The sequence below is a fragment of the Sinorhizobium prairiense genome (assembly GCF_029201645.2).
In the GTDB taxonomy this organism is placed as follows: domain Bacteria; phylum Pseudomonadota; class Alphaproteobacteria; order Rhizobiales; family Rhizobiaceae; genus Sinorhizobium; species Sinorhizobium meliloti_A.
This window is the reverse complement of sequence record NZ_CP104132.1, coordinates 582,377-599,033: the sequence shown is the minus strand read 5'-3', so window position 1 is coordinate 599,033 and position 16,657 is coordinate 582,377. Positions and strand designations below refer to the sequence as shown.

At 61.4% G+C, this 16,657-nt stretch carries 11 protein-coding genes and 5 pseudogenes; 2 read left to right on the top strand and 14 right to left on the bottom strand.

Annotated features, from left to right (window positions below):
• Positions 1 to 95: 95 nt before the first annotated feature.
• Positions 96 to 917 (top strand): aldo/keto reductase, encoded by an 822-nt coding sequence (locus N0Q91_RS22490; protein ID WP_248446592.1) that lies wholly within the window; start codon positions 96 to 98, stop codon positions 915 to 917.
• 1 nt (position 918) lies between these two features.
• On the opposite strand, the pseudogene N0Q91_RS22485 reads toward N0Q91_RS22490, so the two are convergent.
• From N0Q91_RS22485 to N0Q91_RS22445, 9 genes and pseudogenes are all read right to left on the bottom strand, one after another.
• Positions 919 to 1,182 (bottom strand): annotated as a pseudogene (locus tag N0Q91_RS22485) (type II toxin-antitoxin system RelE/ParE family toxin).
• A pseudogene (locus tag N0Q91_RS22480) lies at positions 1,179 to 1,462 on the bottom strand (ribbon-helix-helix domain-containing protein). The pseudogenes N0Q91_RS22485 and N0Q91_RS22480 overlap by 4 nt, the downstream one beginning before the upstream one ends.
• Positions 1,438 to 3,138: a GMC family oxidoreductase gene (locus N0Q91_RS22475; RefSeq protein ID WP_275598284.1), complete on the bottom strand. Its 1,701-nt coding sequence runs from the start codon at positions 3,136 to 3,138 to the stop codon at positions 1,438 to 1,440. The pseudogene N0Q91_RS22480 and the gene N0Q91_RS22475 overlap by 25 nt, the downstream one beginning before the upstream one ends.
• A pseudogene (locus N0Q91_RS22470) lies at positions 3,138 to 4,537 on the bottom strand (aldehyde dehydrogenase family protein). Before N0Q91_RS22470 ends, N0Q91_RS22475 begins: the two are co-directional and overlap by 1 nt.
• Before the next feature lie 250 nt (positions 4,538 to 4,787).
• Positions 4,788 to 5,822: a zinc-dependent alcohol dehydrogenase gene (locus N0Q91_RS22465; RefSeq protein ID WP_275598283.1), complete on the bottom strand. Its 1,035-nt coding sequence runs from the start codon at positions 5,820 to 5,822 to the stop codon at positions 4,788 to 4,790.
• A gap of 9 nt (positions 5,823 to 5,831) precedes the next feature.
• On the bottom strand, positions 5,832 to 6,773 hold the full coding sequence (locus N0Q91_RS22460; protein WP_275598282.1) for an ABC transporter permease: 942 nt from the start codon (positions 6,771 to 6,773) through the stop codon (positions 5,832 to 5,834).
• Positions 6,774 to 6,780: 7 nt separating this feature from the next.
• A pseudogene (locus N0Q91_RS22455) lies at positions 6,781 to 8,293 on the bottom strand (sugar ABC transporter ATP-binding protein).
• Positions 8,294 to 8,303: 10 nt separating this feature from the next.
• Positions 8,304 to 9,269: an ABC transporter permease gene (locus N0Q91_RS22450; protein WP_275598281.1), complete on the bottom strand. Its 966-nt coding sequence runs from the start codon at positions 9,267 to 9,269 to the stop codon at positions 8,304 to 8,306.
• A 75-nt stretch (positions 9,270 to 9,344) separates the two neighbouring features.
• Positions 9,345 to 10,457: a sugar ABC transporter substrate-binding protein gene (locus N0Q91_RS22445; protein ID WP_275598280.1), complete on the bottom strand. Its 1,113-nt coding sequence runs from the start codon at positions 10,455 to 10,457 to the stop codon at positions 9,345 to 9,347.
• A gap of 254 nt (positions 10,458 to 10,711) precedes the next feature.
• Between N0Q91_RS22445 and N0Q91_RS22440 the strand changes: the two genes are divergently transcribed.
• On the top strand, positions 10,712 to 11,371 hold the full coding sequence (locus N0Q91_RS22440; protein ID WP_102763191.1) for a TetR/AcrR family transcriptional regulator: 660 nt from the start codon (positions 10,712 to 10,714) through the stop codon (positions 11,369 to 11,371).
• 12 nt (positions 11,372 to 11,383) lie between these two features.
• Here the strand turns inward: N0Q91_RS22440 and N0Q91_RS22435 are convergent, their stop codons facing one another.
• The 5 genes and pseudogenes from N0Q91_RS22435 to N0Q91_RS22415 form a co-directional block, all read right to left on the bottom strand.
• Complete coding sequence (locus tag N0Q91_RS22435) at positions 11,384 to 12,388, bottom strand: zinc-binding dehydrogenase (protein ID WP_275598279.1); 1,005 nt, start codon at positions 12,386 to 12,388, stop codon at positions 11,384 to 11,386.
• Between the two features lie 48 nt (positions 12,389 to 12,436).
• Positions 12,437 to 12,955, bottom strand: a complete 519-nt coding sequence (locus tag N0Q91_RS22430) for a VOC family protein (protein WP_275598278.1) — start codon at positions 12,953 to 12,955, stop codon at positions 12,437 to 12,439.
• A gap of 174 nt (positions 12,956 to 13,129) precedes the next feature.
• Positions 13,130 to 14,781 (bottom strand): annotated as a pseudogene (locus N0Q91_RS22425) (ABC transporter ATP-binding protein).
• On the bottom strand, positions 14,778 to 15,695 hold the full coding sequence (locus N0Q91_RS22420; protein ID WP_100673310.1) for an ABC transporter permease: 918 nt from the start codon (positions 15,693 to 15,695) through the stop codon (positions 14,778 to 14,780). Before N0Q91_RS22420 ends, N0Q91_RS22425 begins: the two are co-directional and overlap by 4 nt.
• 12 nt (positions 15,696 to 15,707) lie before the next feature.
• Positions 15,708 to 16,622, bottom strand: coding sequence for an ABC transporter permease (locus N0Q91_RS22415; RefSeq protein ID WP_275598692.1), 915 nt, complete (start codon positions 16,620 to 16,622; stop codon positions 15,708 to 15,710).
• Positions 16,623 to 16,657: the final 35 nt, after the last annotated feature.

The following is a 16,657-nucleotide window of genomic DNA, read 5'->3' as shown; positions in this document are numbered from 1 at the left end:
AACTAACCAGTTATAGCTTAAGCATGACAAGCCGCGGAGGCAAGAGGGCATTTCCTCAGCTCCTCATTTTACTGGGCCAATCAATGGGAGGACCGATGAGCGTTTATTTCGAGAAGAGTTATCAGAGAGGTTTCGGCACCTACCCACTGAAGGGCGAGCCGTTGAAGGCGGCCATTCACGAGGCCATCATGGTCGGCTACCGCGCCTTCGACACTGCACAGATGTACGGCAACGAGGCCGAAACGGGGGAAGCGCTTGCCGAGAGTGGCGTTGATCGGAGCGAGTTCTGCATCACCACCAAGGTGCACCCCGACAACTATTCCGAAGAGAAATTTCTGCCTTCGATCGAGGCGAGCCTGAAAGCCTTGCGTGTGGATCAGGTCGACGTCCTGATGCTGCATTGGCCGGCAATTGGTGGTGAGAACGCTCAATCCCTGCGTCTGCTACAGAAGGCTTTCCACATCGGACTCGCCCGCAATATAGGGATCTCCAACTACACGGCCCGGATGATGCGCGACGCACAGTCGATCATAGAGGCGCCGCTGGTGACCAACCAGGTCGAATTCCACCCGCTCATCGACCAGAGCCGGCTGCTCGACGCAGCAGAAGAGACGAAGATCCCACTGTCCTCCTACTGTTCGGTGGCCAGGGGCGAGGTGTTCAAACATGCGGTCTTCGCCGAGGTCGGTGCGAGATACGGCAAGACGGCTGCCCAGGCGGTCCTTCGTTGGATCTTTCAAAAGGGTGTGTCCATGAATACCATGTCGACAAAGCCGGAGAACATCAGGGCGAACTTCGAGATCGTGGATTTCGTCCTTTCGCCGGAAGACATGAAGCGGATCGGCGCGATGAACGCGACCAACTATCGGATTCTGAAGGCCGGGATGTTGCCGTGGGTTCCGGACTGGGACCGGTAGGTCACCCGCTTCCTCCGCACGGTCCGGACGCCGGAAACACCCAGTAAGTGGCGTCAACCGGTAGAAACCAAATTGCCATCTTGTCCCGCCGAAGAATCCGGATCCCGGAATGAATATCGGGCTGCAAAGGCCCGATATAAGGCGTATCCACGAGACGATCGAATTCGAGGCGCAGTTTGCGGATGCGTTCAGCGCTACGCTCCAACGCCTCGCCAGGCGGATCTCCAAGTTAGACATAAGCGTCGAACAGATGATCGAAGATCAGCTCGAAATCGCGTTCGGCATCCGAACAATCCGTCGCTTCCGCTCAATCATCGCCGCGACGCGGCCTTCCATTTCCGTGCCAGAAATCATCGGTCCTGTTAATCGACGCTGGATCACTTCGCGAAGCGCTGACGCCTCGACGGTCTCCGCTTCCGTCTTTTGACGAAGCAGTTCGAAGCCCTGCTGGAGGACGGAATTCAGGCTGGATACAGGCCGCTCTCTACCAACGAACGGGCGAACGCATCTTGTTGATCGGTCAGCGAGATCGACGATTTGACAATAGACTGAAATCCTCTGCCCACCCTCTACTCAGTAGCACATTTGTCAAACTGTGTCGGGATCCCTCCATTACTGCCTCGCGGTCAAATGTTACCCGGATCAGATCGGCCGCCTTCTCGCCGATCATGATGGTAGCCGCATTGGTATTGGAGCCCACGAGACTGGGCATCACCGAACTGTCGCAGATGCGGATGCCATCAAGGCCATGGACGCGGAGCTGCGGATCGACCACCGACATATCGTCGCGACCCATCTTGCAGGTGCATGTCGGGTGATAGGACGTCCGTCCGTATTGCCGCGCATAGGCCTCGAAGTCGGCCTGCGTCCTGACGTTCTCGTCGGGGAAGCGGATTGTCCTGATGTATTTCTGCAGCGACGGCTGCCCGAAAATTTCCCTGCTGATCCTGATGCCTTCGACCGAGATCCTGAGATCGTCCGGATCCTCGAGGAAGTTCGGGTCGACGATCGGCAGGGCGCGGGGGTCGGCAGAGCGAAGGGTCACGGAACCCCGTGACTTCGGCCGGACCGTGTAGGAGTTCAAGGTCACCCCGGAGGAACCCTTTGGAACGCTCGGCACTCCGGCCTCGGCTCCCGCCCCCGCAAGGAAGTGGAACTGGAGGTCGGGATAGGGGCTTGCCCGATCACCGTACCAGAAGGCTCCACCCTCAACAACGTTGGAGGCGACCGGCCCGGATTTGAAAAGCGCGTACTCGATCCCCGCCAAGAACATCCAGTGGAGCTTGTTGTACTTGTCGAGACTGTCATGCCCCTTCAGCTCGGCAACGATGTCCACGCCGAAGTGATCGTGGAGGTTCTGGCCGACCCCCGCCATATCCTGCACGACGTCGATACCGTGGCTCTGCAGGGAGGCGGCCGGGCCGACCCCTGAAAGCATCATGAGCTTGGGCGTTCCGATCGCACCCGAGGTGACGAGTACCTCGCTCTCCGCCCGGGCGATCTTCGCGGCGCTCCCGGTCGAATATTCGACTCCGACAGCGCGGCGGCCCTGGAACACGATGCGAAGGACAAGCGCACCCGTGATGAGCGTGAGGTTCTTTCGCGCGAGCGCCGGCCGCAGATATCCGACGGCGGCCGAGCAGCGGCGGCTGTTGCGGATCGTCGTCTGGTAGACCCCCGCGCCTTCCTGGACCGGCCCGTTGAAGTCGGGATTATAGGGGATGCCGAGCTCCTGGCAGCTCTGGACGAAAGCCCGTGTCATCGGTTGCGGATCGGGAAGGTTGGAGACTCCGAGAGGACCGTCCGTCCCGTGCCACTCGCCGGAAAGGATCGTATTGCCCTCGGACCGCAGGAAGTAAGGCTTCACCTCCTGAAAGCTCCAGCCGTCGGCCCCCTCTTCCACCCAGCGGTCATAGTCCCGCGGGTGGCCGCGCGTATAGACCTCGGCATTGATCGAGGAGCCGCCGCCAAGCACTCTCGCCTGGGCATAGGGAATCTCGCGGTTGTTTGCATGTTTCTGCGGGGCGGTCGTCAGGCCCCAGGTCATCGGCCCCGCAGTCATCTTCGCGAAGCCGACCGGCATGTGGATCAACGGGTGACGATCGCGGCCGCCTGCCTCGATGAGGCAGACGCGCACCGAAGGGTTCTCGGAAAGGCGGGCGGCCAGAACGCAGCCGGACGATCCGCCGCCGACGATGACGTAATCGAAACCTTCCATCATCAGGCAATCCAATGCGTGCGCTTGCCGATCTCGACATGGACCGATTTCACCTGCGTATATTCCTCGACTCCGTACATGCCGGCCTCGCGGCCCCAGCCGGACTGCTTGAAGCCTCCGAGCGGCATCTCCGGCCCGCCGGCCATCATGGTATTGACCCAAAAGCGGCCCGCTCGAACGCGTCGCGTGACGGTCAGGGCCTTGTCGATATTCTTGGTCCAGACGCTTGCAGCCAGTCCGTAAACCGTGTCGTTTGCCAGCTCGACCGCCTGCTCGACCGTGTCGAAGGTCATCGAGCAAAGCACCGGCCCGAAGATTTCGTCACGCGCAATCGCCATGTCGCGCGATACGCCCGAAAACAGCGTGGGCGCGATGTATTGCCCGCGACCGAGATCGACGGCGGCCCCCCGGTCACGAGCTCCGCTCCTTCCGTTTTGCCCTTGGCGATATAATCGAGAATGGTCGTATTCTGCGCTTCGGTCGTGATCGCGCCGACCTGAGTCGTCTCGTCCAGCGGGTCTCCGACGCGTATCCGTTTCATCTTCTCGGCAAGCAGCGCTTCGAATTCGTGCGCCACCGACCGCTCGACGATCAAGCGGGATGAAGACACGCAGCATTGCCCCGTATTGAAGCTGATGCCGAAAGCTGCGCCATCGGCCGCATCCTCTAGATCGGAGTCGGCAAAGACGATGATCGGGTTCTTGCCTCCAAGCTCCAGACCGAGCTTCTTGAAATTACTGTCGGCGGCCGCATGCACGCAGGAACGCCCAACGGCGGTGGAACCCGTGAACGACAGCATGTCGATGTCGGGATGCTCACTCATGGCCTGACCGATCGTCCGACCCGAGCCGGTGATCACGTTATACACGCCGTCGGGCAGTCCGGCTTCGGCGAGCACATCGGCAAGGATGAGAGTCGTCGCGGAAGTCACCTCCGACGGCTTCACGACCATCGTGCAACCCGATGCGAGAATGAAGGGAACGCGCTCGCACAGGATCAGGAAAGGAAAGTTCCATGGCGTGATGAGCCCGACGACCCCGATCGGCTCGCGCAGAACCATGCCGAACAATCCGTCTCCGAGCGAATTGAAGCTGTCGCCGTGCAGAAGGCGGGCCGCACCCGCGCCTACTTCAAAGCAGGCGATGCAGTGGTCGATCTCGCCGCGCGCCTGGGTGATCGGTTTGCCGTTTTCCAGCGCCTCCCAATAGGCGAGTTCATCGCGACGGGTGCGCAGGATCTCGGCCACCCGCAGCAATACCGACGCACGAGAGCCCCCCGGGAGACCGGACCAACGCCGGTCCTCGAAAGCCCGGCGTGCGCCGGCGACTGCGGAATGCAGGTCGTCGACGCTGCATTTTGCGGTGCGGGTGACCGCAATACCATGTCCTGGCGAGTGCCGCACGAAGAGGTCATGACCGTTTTGCCATTTGCCATCCACGAAGAAACCGAAATCCCGCGGGGCGGCCGGAGGAGAAGGAAGTTGTTCAGCTGGTCCATCGGGTGCCTCTCTATTTTAGTAACTAAACGGAAACTTGTATTAGCTGCGCGCTCGACCACGATGGTTTTAGGTCCGGCCGACCTAATGTCGTGACCGTGATCGAATTCAGAGCGGGATGCGGGCGGAAAACCGCGCACACTTTCCTCATCCCGCTCTAAGCGTCCAGCAGGATCTGGGTCTTGAGGTGCTCGGTTCTTGCCGAAACCGTTTCGAAGGCCTCCTGAATGCGCTCGAGCGGAAAGTGAGCAGCGGTAAAAGCCTCGGTTCGGAACCTGCCATGGGACAGAAGCGTCAGCGCGTCATGCATGTCCTCCCCCATTCCCGCAACCGAACCCTTGAGGCTGTTTTCCTCGAGTACGGTCCTGAGTATCTCGATCGGAACGGTTTCGCCTGGCGGGGTAATCCCGAAGAAAGCCACATGACCGCCCTTGCGGACCAGGTCGAAGGCCTGACGATAGAGCTTCGGGCTGCCGACGCTTTCGACGACGATATCTGCGCCGCGTCCGCCCGTCATCTCAAGCACCCTGCTCCTGAGCGCCGCGGGTTCCGATACCGCAGCATCCGCGCCCGCCTCGACCGCCATGCGGCAGCGCTCGCTCGATAGATCCGCAACGATGATCGGAGCCATGCCGACAAGGCGCATCATCTGGACATGCAGGTTGCCGATGGGGCCTGCTCCCAGAACCACTCCCGACCGACCGAAGGCCGCACCGGCCTTGCGCGCCGCCCGGACGACGCAGGCGACCGGTTCGACGAGCGCCAGAACGGCTTCAGGCACTCCATCCGGAACCGGGAGGACCAGACGACCGGGAAGCGCCACATATTGCGCAAAGGCTCCATCGCGCCCGATCCCGACCTGCTCCACTTCGCCGCAGTTCAGAACTTCGTTGCGCCGGCACCAGTAGCAGTTGCCGCAACCAATATTGATGTCCGCGACCACACGCATCCCGGTCTTTAGGTGCGTCACGCTTTCGCCAACCTCTGCGATCGTCCCGCAGAACTCGTGCCCGGGCACCATCGGCAACCGATCGGCCGCGTAATGGCCGTTGAAGATGTGGAGGTCGGTACCGCATATGCCCGCCCGCCTTACGCGGATCAGGACGTCGGCCGGACCGATCTCGGGAATGCCGACTTCTCTGACTTCAAACCGGCGCGGCTCCACGAGAACGGCAGCTTTCATCGTCGCCATCCTTCTCTCCTACTTCACCGTCCTGAGCTTGGCCCGGTCGATCGTCAGGGCGATGGCGCCGATGAGGACGATGCCGAAGACCATTTGCTGTTGTGTCGCATCGATCTCGAAATAGAGCATCGAGGCGCGAATGACCGCTACGATCAGGGTGCCGATAACTGTGTTGAGGACCCCACCCACTCCGCCCGTCAGCGGAGTTCCGCCAACGAGAACGGCGACGATCGCCGGCAGCAGGAAACCGTTGGCGATCGTCGGCGCTCCGCCCGAAAGCTTGACTGCGAACAGGAGGCCGGCAATCGCCGCGAGCGCACCGGAAATCGCAAAGGCCAGTATTTTATAGCGGGCCACGTTCAAGCCCGATGCGGCGGCGGCGAGCTCGCCTGCGCCGACGGCCTTCAGCGCCCGTCCGAGAATGGTCCGGCGCTCGATGAAGAGGCAGACGACGAGGAGCACTGCAGCGATGAGGAGCTCGTTCGGCACCCCCCACGTCCGGCCGATCATCCAGCCGAAGGTCTCGTTGCGTTGCGCCGCGTCCATGTTCAGCGCGCGCTGGCCGGACAGCCATTGCGCGACCGAAAAGGCGACGCCGCCCACGGCAAGGGTGGAAATGAAGGACGGAACGTAAAGTCTCGTAGTGATGTAGCCGGACAAGGTGCCCAGCAGAAAACCCGCAACCACGCAGAGAAGGGCCACCCAGGCTCCCATCGATGCAAGGTAGACCGAGGCAATCACGGTCACCATGTTGGCCATGGACTGGGCCGACAGGTCGATGCCTCCGATATAGATGGCGAAGGTCAGGCCGAGCGCCATGATGAAGAGCGGCACGATGTCGCCTGCGAGGCTCATGAGGTTTTGCGGCTTGAGAAAACCGGGATCGGCCATCCCGACGATGGCGACGAGCACCGTGAGCGTGATCCAGGGCAGGTGCGGTTTGAGGTGTTGTAGGTCCATCTTATCCTCAGATCATGTAATGCAGGAGGTCATAGAGGGAGGGCTTCGCGCCGGGCGCGCAATCGAACCGTTTCTGGATACTGCCATCCTTGACGACGACGATCGTATGGGAGAGGCCAATCGCTTCTTCGAGCGTGTCGGCCACCAGGACGATCCCGACGCCGGCATCGTTCATGGCGCGGATCATTTCATAGACGTCCTCCTTCGCCCCGATGTCGAGACCTCGCGTCGGGTGATCGAGGAGCATGATATCGGCGCCAGCGGAGCGCCATTTGGCGAGAACGACCTTCTGCTGATTGCCGCCTGAAAGATTGCCACAATCGGCGAGCTCGGAATGGGCCTTGATGGAGAGCTTCCTGATCCACTCCCGCGCCAGCGCGCGCTCCTTTCCGACCTGCAGAACGCTTGCCGTCGAATGCTTCTTCATCTGCGAGAGGGTCATGTTCTCGTAGACATTCATACCCGCCACGATGCCCTCGATCTTGCGCTCGCGCGGAACATATCCGACACCGAGGCCGACCGATTGACGCGGCGAATATGTCTTCACCTCCTGTCCCTTGATCTTCAGGCGTCCGCCGGTGGGGCTGAGCATGCCGTAGATTGCGCGCAATATTGCTTCCCGGCCCGAGCCTTCGGTTCCGACGAGGCACAGGACCTCACCGGCGTGAAGCCTGAGCGAGATGTCCCTCGTGCGGCCCGGCAGGTCGATGCCGGACATTTCGACCAGGAACTCTCGAGGGATCGTAGGGCTTTTGAAGCTGCTCCCGGTAATATTGCTTGTCGACGTTCCGCCCGACCATCTTGTGCTGGATCGATTCGGCATCGGCTCCGCGCCCGCCCCGCTCGACGACGTCGACCACCTGGCCGTCCTTCATCACGTAGATCCGGTCCGAAAGCTCCATCACCTCGTCCATTCGGTGCGAGACGAATATGAAGGAGGCACGGGTCACGAGCTCGCGCACGAGCTTGAACAGGAGTTGCACTTCGTCCTTGGACAGGACCGAGGTGGGCTCGTCGAGGAGGATGACGAGATCGCCGTCGACCCGCTCTTCGAGTGTGAGGACCTTTGCGAGTTCGACCAGCTGGCGCTGGGCGAAGGACAGCTTCGACGTGACCGTTGAAGGATCGATGTCCAGCTTGACCTTCGCAAGCTGTGCTTTCGCGGCCTTGGCCATCTCCTTCCAGTTGATGACGCCGAGGCGGACGAACTGCTGCTCGTAGCCGAGGAAAATGTTCTCCATCACAGTGAGGTTGGGGATCAGGGACTGCTCCTGAAACACCATCCCGATCCCCTTTTCCATCGCCTGGCGGGGGTTTGCGAAGCGCACGGCATCGCCGTTGATGAGGATCTGCCCGCCATCGGGCTGGTAGGCGCCATAGATCACCTTCATCAGGGTGGATTTTCCCGCGCCGTTCTCTCCCACCAGCCCGACGATCTCGCCGCGTTTAATATGGAAGTCGATCGCCTTCAGCGCATGAACGCCGGGGAACTTCTTATCGAGGGACTTCAGCTCGTACATGGGCTCACCCTCACTTCACGAAAGAGACAAGCTTGCGATCGGTCGACAACACGACGGCAAGGATGACGAGGAGGCCCAGAACGCCGTCCTGAAGGAAATCCGGCAGACCGATGACCACCATGCCGTTGTTGATGACGCCGACGATAAGGACGCCGATCAGCGCGTTCCACACGCCGCCGATGCCGCCCCACAGGGCCACCCCTCCGACGACGACTGAGGTGATCGATACGAACATGAAATTGGAACCCGTGACGGACTCCGCTTGCCCGATGCGTGCGACGACGAGGACTGCCGCAATCGCGTAAAACATGCCTGCAAGCGCAAAGCCGGCGATGCGCACGCGGCTGACGTCGAGGCCCGAGGCATGCGCCAGTTCTTCTCCGCCGCCGACCGCATAGAAGTTGCGGCCGAGCCTTGTGTGTTCCTGGATGAACCAGGCGACGATCAGGAATACGGCGGCCACGTACACCATTAGCGGGAAGCCAAGCCATCTGACGGTCAAGAGGCCGCGGAACGCCGGATCGCTGACCCGCACTATGTCGCCGCCCGTGACCAGAATTGCGGCGCCGGTTCCGACGAAACCCATGGCGAGGCTCGCCATGAACGAGGGTACCCGCAGTTTGACGTGGATCAGGCCGTTCAGGAAGCCTATGAGCCCGCCTATGATCAGAACCAGCGGAAGGGCGAGCCACGCCGTGCCCAGCAAGGTGCCGCCGAGCTTTATGAAGGCAAAGGAGAAGAGCACGGCCGTAAGCGAGATGACACCTTCCATGGAAAGGTCGATCGAGCCCATGATGATGATGAAAGTCACGCCCAGGGCCACCATCAAGGCGGGGGCGGATGCGATGGCGATGCGCGCGAAGTTGCGGGCCGAGAAGAATGTCGGGTTTAAAACCGTAAAGAAGATCACAAGCGCGACGAGCACCAGAAGGGGCGCCCATTTGATCAGGGTCTCGCGCGATATGGGCCGGGTCACGATGGGCACCTTTCGCATGGTCTCGGATAAAGATAACGGGGGACGGTCGGCTGCGCGCCGTCCCCTGAAAAAGCGTCAGGACCGATACTGAATCTGTCCGTTGGAAGGCCCCCAGAAGTCGGCCCAATCGTATTTCGGAACCGAATCCAGATACTTGGCCTTGAACTCCTCGGCATCCTTCTTGCTGACCAGGACGGTCGGTCCGTAGAACTCGCGATGCTCTTTCGGCTCTTCCGACGGCTTGAAGCTGCCGATTGCCGCATGGTAGGCGAGCGCCGAGGTGATGCCACCGCCCCAGTGCGGATTGGTGAAGACCGTCGCGAGCAGCTGGCCGTCTATGACCATCTGCACCGCTTCGGGATTGCCGTCATAGGACACGATCGGCATGCCCTCGATGCCTTCGGCGCGCAGCGCCTCGATGACGCCGTAGGCGATGTTGTCGTTGGCGCAATGCACTCCCTTGATCCTGTCCCCGTAGCGGGTCAGGAAGGATGACATCAGTGCCGCGCCTTTCTGCGTGTCCCAGTCCGCCGGCTGCGCATCGAGCAGTTCGATGTTGGGAAAGTCCTTCAGTGCATTCTTGAGGCCGTTGAGCCGCTCGACCGCAGGGTTGTTGGCGGCAATGCCGCCCAGGTGGACGACCCCGCCCTCGCCGCCCATGGCTTCGAACAGGATGCGTGCGGTTTCTTCGGCGGGCTTCTCGTCCGACCAGGTCATGTGCGACACGTAGTTGTCGCCGAAATCCCATGGATGGAGATCATCGGTCTTGTTCCAGATCGTGGCTATGTAGCCGCCCGCAGCCGACACTGCCTCGACGATCGGCCGCGCGTTCGGGCTGTCATTGGCATCGCAGGCGAGGGCGCAATTTCCATTGTTCTTGGCAAGGAAGGCCTTGATGTCCGCTAGAGATTTCTCGGAGGACCCTTCGTTGATCAGGCTTACGAGCGCGCTCTTCGGCTTGCCGAGCGATTCAACGAACGCTTCGCCGCCGGAAACGACCGAGTTCCAATAGGCCGAAGCGCGGTCGCGATAGCTCCAGGCGACAGCGGGATCCGTCAATGCAGCGCGCGCGCCGCCGCCAAACGGGTTTGGCAGGGCCGCTGCCCCCAAACCTGCGGCCGAGGCAAGCAGAAAGTGGCGACGGCTGATCGTCTCACGCTCGATGAAGTTCTTGATGAATGTCGACATTCGCATTCCTCCCAATGCAGTTGAGTGTCCGGCACCGACAGCTTCATGGAGGAGAAGGATCATTCCCCGCCCACATCCTTCTTCCGCGGCCATTGCCATTAACGCACTAACTAGTTACTTGTTTAGCGTTGCAAGAGTCAAGGGTTTTCGTGTATTTTCATGAAGCGAACATCTCGGCAGGCGGCTTTGACGGCTATACCGGCGGGCGTGTATGAGTCGGGCAACACAAGCTATGAACGCGTGAAGGTCAGACCTTGAGAACGACGAGTGCACAGAAAGCGAAAGCAGCCGGGAAACCGCGGCTGCGCGATGCCGAAGCAACCAAGGCGCGCATCCTCGAGGCCGCGAAGAAAGAATTCGCGAAAAACGGATTGGGGGGCGCCAGGGTGGACGTGATCGCCGAGAAGGCAAACGCCAACAAGCGGATGATTTATCACTACTTCGACGGCAAGGACCACCTCTTCCAGACCGTTCTCGAAGACGCCTATAACGGGATCCGGACCGCGGAACAAAAGCTCAACCTCAATGACCTTGAACCCAAGGCCGCCCTTGAGAGGCTCGTACGTTTCACCTGGGAATACTATCTGAAGCACCCGGAGTTCATAACGCTGGTCAACAGCGAGAACCTTCATCGTGCCAAGCACTTGAAGAAGTCCCAGGTGGTCCGTGCAACCAGTCGAAAATTCGTCGGCATGGTCAAGGAGCTGCTGGAGCGGGGCGTTTCCGAGGGGGTTTTCCGGCCGGGAATCGACCCGGTGCAACTGAACCTCACCATCGCGGCCATCGGCTATTACTACATCACCAACCGCTTCACCGGTTCGATCGTTTTCGAGCGTGACCTGATGGCGAAAGACGCGCTCGAAGAGCGCGTTCAATTCAACATAGAGACCATCATGCGCATGGTCTGCGCTTAGATCACGATACCTTCAGTCCGGTCGGTCGAGATCGGTCCAATCAAGGACGATGAACGGTTCGTCCATACGTCTTGCGGCAATGTCTGCGTAAAGAGAAGCAGGATCGGCCGGAGAAACGCGGCGCAGCAGTCCATCGAGTTCAATTCTTCCTTCCGCCAGCCAGTCGAGCGCCCGGGCGAACCCTCCGAAGACGCTGTGACCCGCGTTATTGTAACCGCCCAGCAGTTCCTCCCACTCGAATGCATGCGCGTGAACCGGCAATTCCCATTCCCAGCCCGACCGCAGGGTTATAAGGTTGAAGAAAACCGCGTGCAGAACCTCATGCGCGGAGATCTCGGTCAGCTTGCGCCATGGAACGCCAACCAGGACGACCTCGCCCAGGCGGCGAACGATGCGGCATGCGTCGAGCACGGCCTCTTCGTGGCCGGAACAATCGAGAACGAGCGCGACCTGCCCTTGAAGCGACGACTGAAGCGGGACACGCTCGCGGCAATCGGAGATGCCGCAACTGGCGAGTTGCGCCCTTCTCAGCGGATCCGGATCGACGACGGTAACGCGGTAACCGGAAATCTTGAAGAGCTGCGCCGCGAGAAGACCGACCGGGCCGGCTCCAGTGACGGCGACGTGATCGCCAGGCCGGGCCTTCGTCGTCATGAGGGTCGTGAGCGACACGCCCATGAGGCGCGAGAGAACGGCGATCTCGGGCCTCATGCCGGCCGGCAATGGAACCGTGTCCCGCGCCATATGCGTCTGAGTGCTTCGGTGCATGCCCATCGCGAAACGCAGTTCACCGGGCAGAACACCAACCACGCCGTCCGCCACATCTTCCACCTCGAAAACAGCAGAGTAGCCGGGCCGAATTGGAAAAACATCGCCATTCGCCCAGCCGAGTTCGGTGCCGGGGCTGACCAGAGTACAAAGCGTCCGCCCGCGGACTTCGCCGAAGTTTAGCGGCAAGTCCTCATACCGGTCGAGTCGGAACGTCTGCTTCGCAGGGATCGTTATCTCGTGGGGCAAGCGCACTCCTTTCCGCCGGAGACGGCGTTCTTGCGATGGATGATGAAATCACTCTCCCGTTACCGGGGACCACTGCTTCGGCCCACCGGCCCGCTCATACCCCAGCGCACCGTTCATGCTTACGAGTTCGAGGAACTGCCCCCACGGCGCACGCAGGTAGAGCCAGGTGAGGCCCTGCATCGCGCCGGCATCCACGAAAGTCGGCCCCTCCAGCACGTCGACGCCCGCCTGGCGCAGCCGATCCGCGGCCGCGTGGCAGTCATCCACCTCAAACGCCAGATGAAAGCCGCCGGGTTGACTGTTGCGCTTCAATGGCTCGTCGCGGCCTTCCTCGCCCGAATATTGAAAAAGTTCGAGATTGGTGCCGTTGCCGATTCGAAGAACCTTTATGTTCTCGATCCTGCAGCCGGCAGGCACGCCGAGCCTTCTCTGCATGAAGGCGTCGTCCGCTTCGATGCGTGCTGTCTCCAAACACGTCACGGCGCCGAAGGCAGCTTCGAAGAAGCGAACCGCCTCCTCCAGATGCGGCACGGTGAAGCCGATATGCTGCATGCCGAACACTCTCATCGATCCCTCCCCGGTCATCGGTCGAAACAGCAGCTGCACTGCGGTTAATGATGTAACTGGTTAGTGCGTTATATTCACTGCTGCAGACATGAGTCAAGTGCTCGGGGACAGAGCGCACCTGAGTATTCGACCGAATCCGACCGGAAAGCCGTTTCAAATTTTCCCGGAAATGCTCTACCCCGCGATCGGCGGCGGATCGATCCGTAGCCACTTCGGCTGCGGAACGGCCCGCAGCAGAGCTTGCGTGTATTCATGCCGAGGTGAGACGAAAAGGGCTTCCGTCTCGCCTTCCTCGACGATCCTGCCGCGCTGCATCACCAGGATCCGGTCGGCGAATTGGCGCACGATGGGCAGATCGTGGGTAATGAAGACGTAGGAGAGGCCGAGGCGCTGGCGGAGATCGACCAGAAGCTCGATGACCTGCATCTGAATCGACACGTCGAGCGCCGAAACCGCCTCGTCGCAGACGATCAGCTCGGGTTCACTGGCGAGTGCCCGGGCAATGGCGATGCGTTGCCGCTGCCCGCCGGAAAACTGATGCGGATGCCGTTCGGCATGCTCCGCCTTCAGGCCGACAAGCTCCAGCAGCTCCACGACACGGTCGTTCCAGCGTTCACGCGGCAGAATGTCCCGGTGGATCGCCCAGGGTTCGGAAATGATCGAGCGGACGTTCATGCGCGGATTCATCGACCCGAACGGATCCTGGAACACCATCTGCACCCTTCGGCGGAAACCGTCGAGCGCCCTGCCCTTGAGCTTGAAAATGTCCTCGCCGGCAAAGAGTGCCGCGCCCGACGTGGGTTCGTTCAGTCTCAGCAGCATGCGTGCAATGCTCGATTTACCCGAACCGGACTCGCCAACGATACCGACCGTTTCCCCGCGCCGAAGCGTGAAACTGACGTCGTCCACGGCCTTGAACTCCCGCTTGGGCGAGAACGGACCGGACCCCAGCTTGTAATGCTTGCTTAAATGGGCGACCTGCAGCAGGACCTCGCCCTGTGCGGCATTCCGAGACGCTTTCGGCGCGTCGGCACGGGGCACGGCCGACATCAGCCGGCGGGTATAGGCGTGGCTCGGATTGGTAAACACGTCCTCGGCCTTGCCGCTCTCCACCACCTTGCCGCCATTCATCACGATGATCCGATCCGCCATGGCCGCGGCGACCTCGAGATCGTGGGTGATCATGATCAGCGCCATGCCGGTCTCGCGCTGCAGGTCCCGCAGGAGTTCGAGGATTTGTGCCTGAACGCTGACGTCGAGTGCCGTGGTCGGCTCGTCGGCGATCAGGATGTCCGGCTTCAGCGCGATCGCCATGGCGATCATCACGCGCTGCCTCTGTCCGCCCGAGAACTGGTGCGGATAATAGTCGATCCGCTCGTCGGCTTCAGGAATTCCGACCCGTTCGAGCAGCCGAACGACCTTGTCGCGCACCGCACCCCCTCGCCTCCGCCATGGCTCTCGAAAACCTCGGCGATCTGCCTGCCGACAGTATAGACCGGGTTGAGATAGGCCAGCGGATCCTGGAAGATCATGGCGATGCGGCGGCCGTTCAGTTCACGCCGGCCTTCGTCATCGAGGCGGGAAAGATCCGTCCCGTCGAACACCAGCGAGCCCGAGACGATGTCGCCCGGCGGGCAATCGATCAGCCCCATCACCGTTCCGGTGCTGACGCTCTTTCCCGATCCGCTCTCGCCCAGGATGACGAGGGTTTCCCCCGGGCAGACGTCGAACGAGACGTCGTCGACGGCACGCACGGGGTCGCCTTCGGACAGGAAGTCGACCGTGAGTTTGTCGATCCGCAATATGGGTTTGTCCGGCGCGTTCATCGCGGAGCCTTTCGCAGCGATTGCAGACGCCAGCGCTGCAGCGGATCGGCGACGGTCCGGGCCCAGCTGGCGAGAATGTTCAGGGAAAGCGTCGTCAGCAGGATGGCGAGTCCCGGCCAGAAAGCGATCCACCACGCCGTCTTCAGATAACCGCGGCCGTTGGCCACCATGGCGCCCCAGGTGAAATCCGGAGGCTGGATGCCAAGCCCGAGGAAACTCAAGGAGGATTCGGCCAGGATGACGGTAGCGAAATCGATCGCGGCTATCGTTACCAGCGTCGGCAGCACGAGCGGTGCGATATGACGGAACAGGATGCGTCCGGTGCTCGCGCCCATGGAGCGCGCGGCACTGACGAACATGCGTTCGCGCAGTTCGAGCACTTCGGCCCGTGCGGTGCGGATGAAGATGGGCATGCGGGTAATCGCCAGCACGATCACCAGGTTCGTCATGCTGGGACCGAGCGTATAGAGCACGATGAGCGCCAGCAGCAGCGAGGGAAAGCTCATCACCACATCGGCCAGGCGCAGGATGACGTGGCTGTACCAGCGCTCCGAATAGCCGGCGGCAAGGCCGAGAATGCCGCCTAAAGCCATGGAGCAGAAGACGGCAGCGGCCGCGATGCCGAGCGTGTTCTGCGCCCCGACGATCAGCCGCGCCAGGATAGGCCGCCCGAGCGTATCGGCTCCCAGAATGTAGATGAACCCGTGTTCCAGTGCGAAGGGCGGCAGGTTGCGTTGCCTGAGCCCGAGCTTGCCCGCAAGTTCGCCGACGAAGAGCGGTCCGACAAGCACGCAGACGATGAGCACGAAGAGAAAGACGGCTGCGCAGAGCGCCAGCTTGTCCCGGGTGAGATAGATTGCGAGCTGCCGCAGGGCGCCGGGCGATCTTACGGATGGCAATGCCAGGTCGGTCATTGTCGCCTCCCCTCAGTAGCGGATGCGCGGATCGAGCACTGCGTAAAGAAGATCGATCGCGATGTTGACGATGAAGATGGCGATTGCCGTGACGAGGATCGTCGATTGCACCACGGCAAAATCGCGCTGAACGATCGAATCGATCATCAGCTTGCCGATGCCCGGCCAGCCGAAGATCGTCTCGACGACGACGGCGCCGTTGATCAGACCGGTCGCCAGGTCGCCGGCGACGGTGATCACCGGCAGCAGCGAATTCCTGAGCGCGTGACCGAAGATGATCTTGCGACGCTTCATGCCTTTGGCGTGGGCGGTCTTGATAAAGGGCGAGGCGAGCGCAGAGATCATCGTGCCACGCACAACCTGGACCAGCAGCCCGAAGGGACGCAGCATCAGCACGACGATCGGCATGATCCAGTGCAGGGCGGTGCCCGTTCCCGACGTCGGCAACATGCCGAGCCCGACCGCGAAGACGAGAATGCCGACGATCGCGATCCAGAAATCGGGAGTGCTCGCACCCGCCAGCGAAACCAGGCCGGCGACGCGGTCGAACAGGCTCCCGGGACGGGCAGCGGCCAGCGCGCCGACGACGATGGCCAGAACGGTTGCGAGCGTCATCGCAACCAAAGCCAGCTTCAACGTGGCCGGAAAGGCCTCGAGAGCGACCTCGATCGCCGACCGGTTCTGCCGCAGGGACTGGCCGAAATCCAGGGATAGGAGGTTGTGCAGATACTGGAAGAACTGCACGTAAATCGGCTGGTCCAGACCGTTCAGGCGGGCGAAGGCCTGGCGCGCCTCGAGACTTGAATCGAGCGGCAGGTAGAGGGCCGACGGATCGCCGGTCAAACGCGTGAGAAAGAAGACGAGCGTCAGCAGACCGATCACCGAAATTACGCTGTGATATGCCCGCCGGCCGATATAGCCGAGCATCATGCGGAGCCTCTGGATTCCCTTGCAGTTCATGC

Coding starts and splice junctions, on each gene's coding strand:
- N0Q91_RS22445 (WP_275598280.1), bottom strand. CDS start 10,457: ATGTCGACATTCATCAAGAACTTCATCGAGCGTGAGACGATCAGCCGT.
- N0Q91_RS22415 (WP_275598692.1), bottom strand. CDS start 16,622: ATGCTCGGCTATATCGGCCGGCGGGCATATCACAGCGTAATTTCGGTG.
- N0Q91_RS22460 (WP_275598282.1), bottom strand. CDS start 6,773: ATGGACCTACAACACCTCAAACCGCACCTGCCCTGGATCACGCTCACG.
- N0Q91_RS22490 (WP_248446592.1), top strand. CDS start 96: ATGAGCGTTTATTTCGAGAAGAGTTATCAGAGAGGTTTCGGCACCTAC.
- N0Q91_RS22430 (WP_275598278.1), bottom strand. CDS start 12,955: ATGAGAGTGTTCGGCATGCAGCATATCGGCTTCACCGTGCCGCATCTG.
- N0Q91_RS22420 (WP_100673310.1), bottom strand. CDS start 15,695: ATGACCGACCTGGCATTGCCATCCGTAAGATCGCCCGGCGCCCTGCGG.
- N0Q91_RS22465 (WP_275598283.1), bottom strand. CDS start 5,822: ATGGCGACGATGAAAGCTGCCGTTCTCGTGGAGCCGCGCCGGTTTGAA.
- N0Q91_RS22475 (WP_275598284.1), bottom strand. CDS start 3,138: ATGATGGAAGGTTTCGATTACGTCATCGTCGGCGGCGGATCGTCCGGC.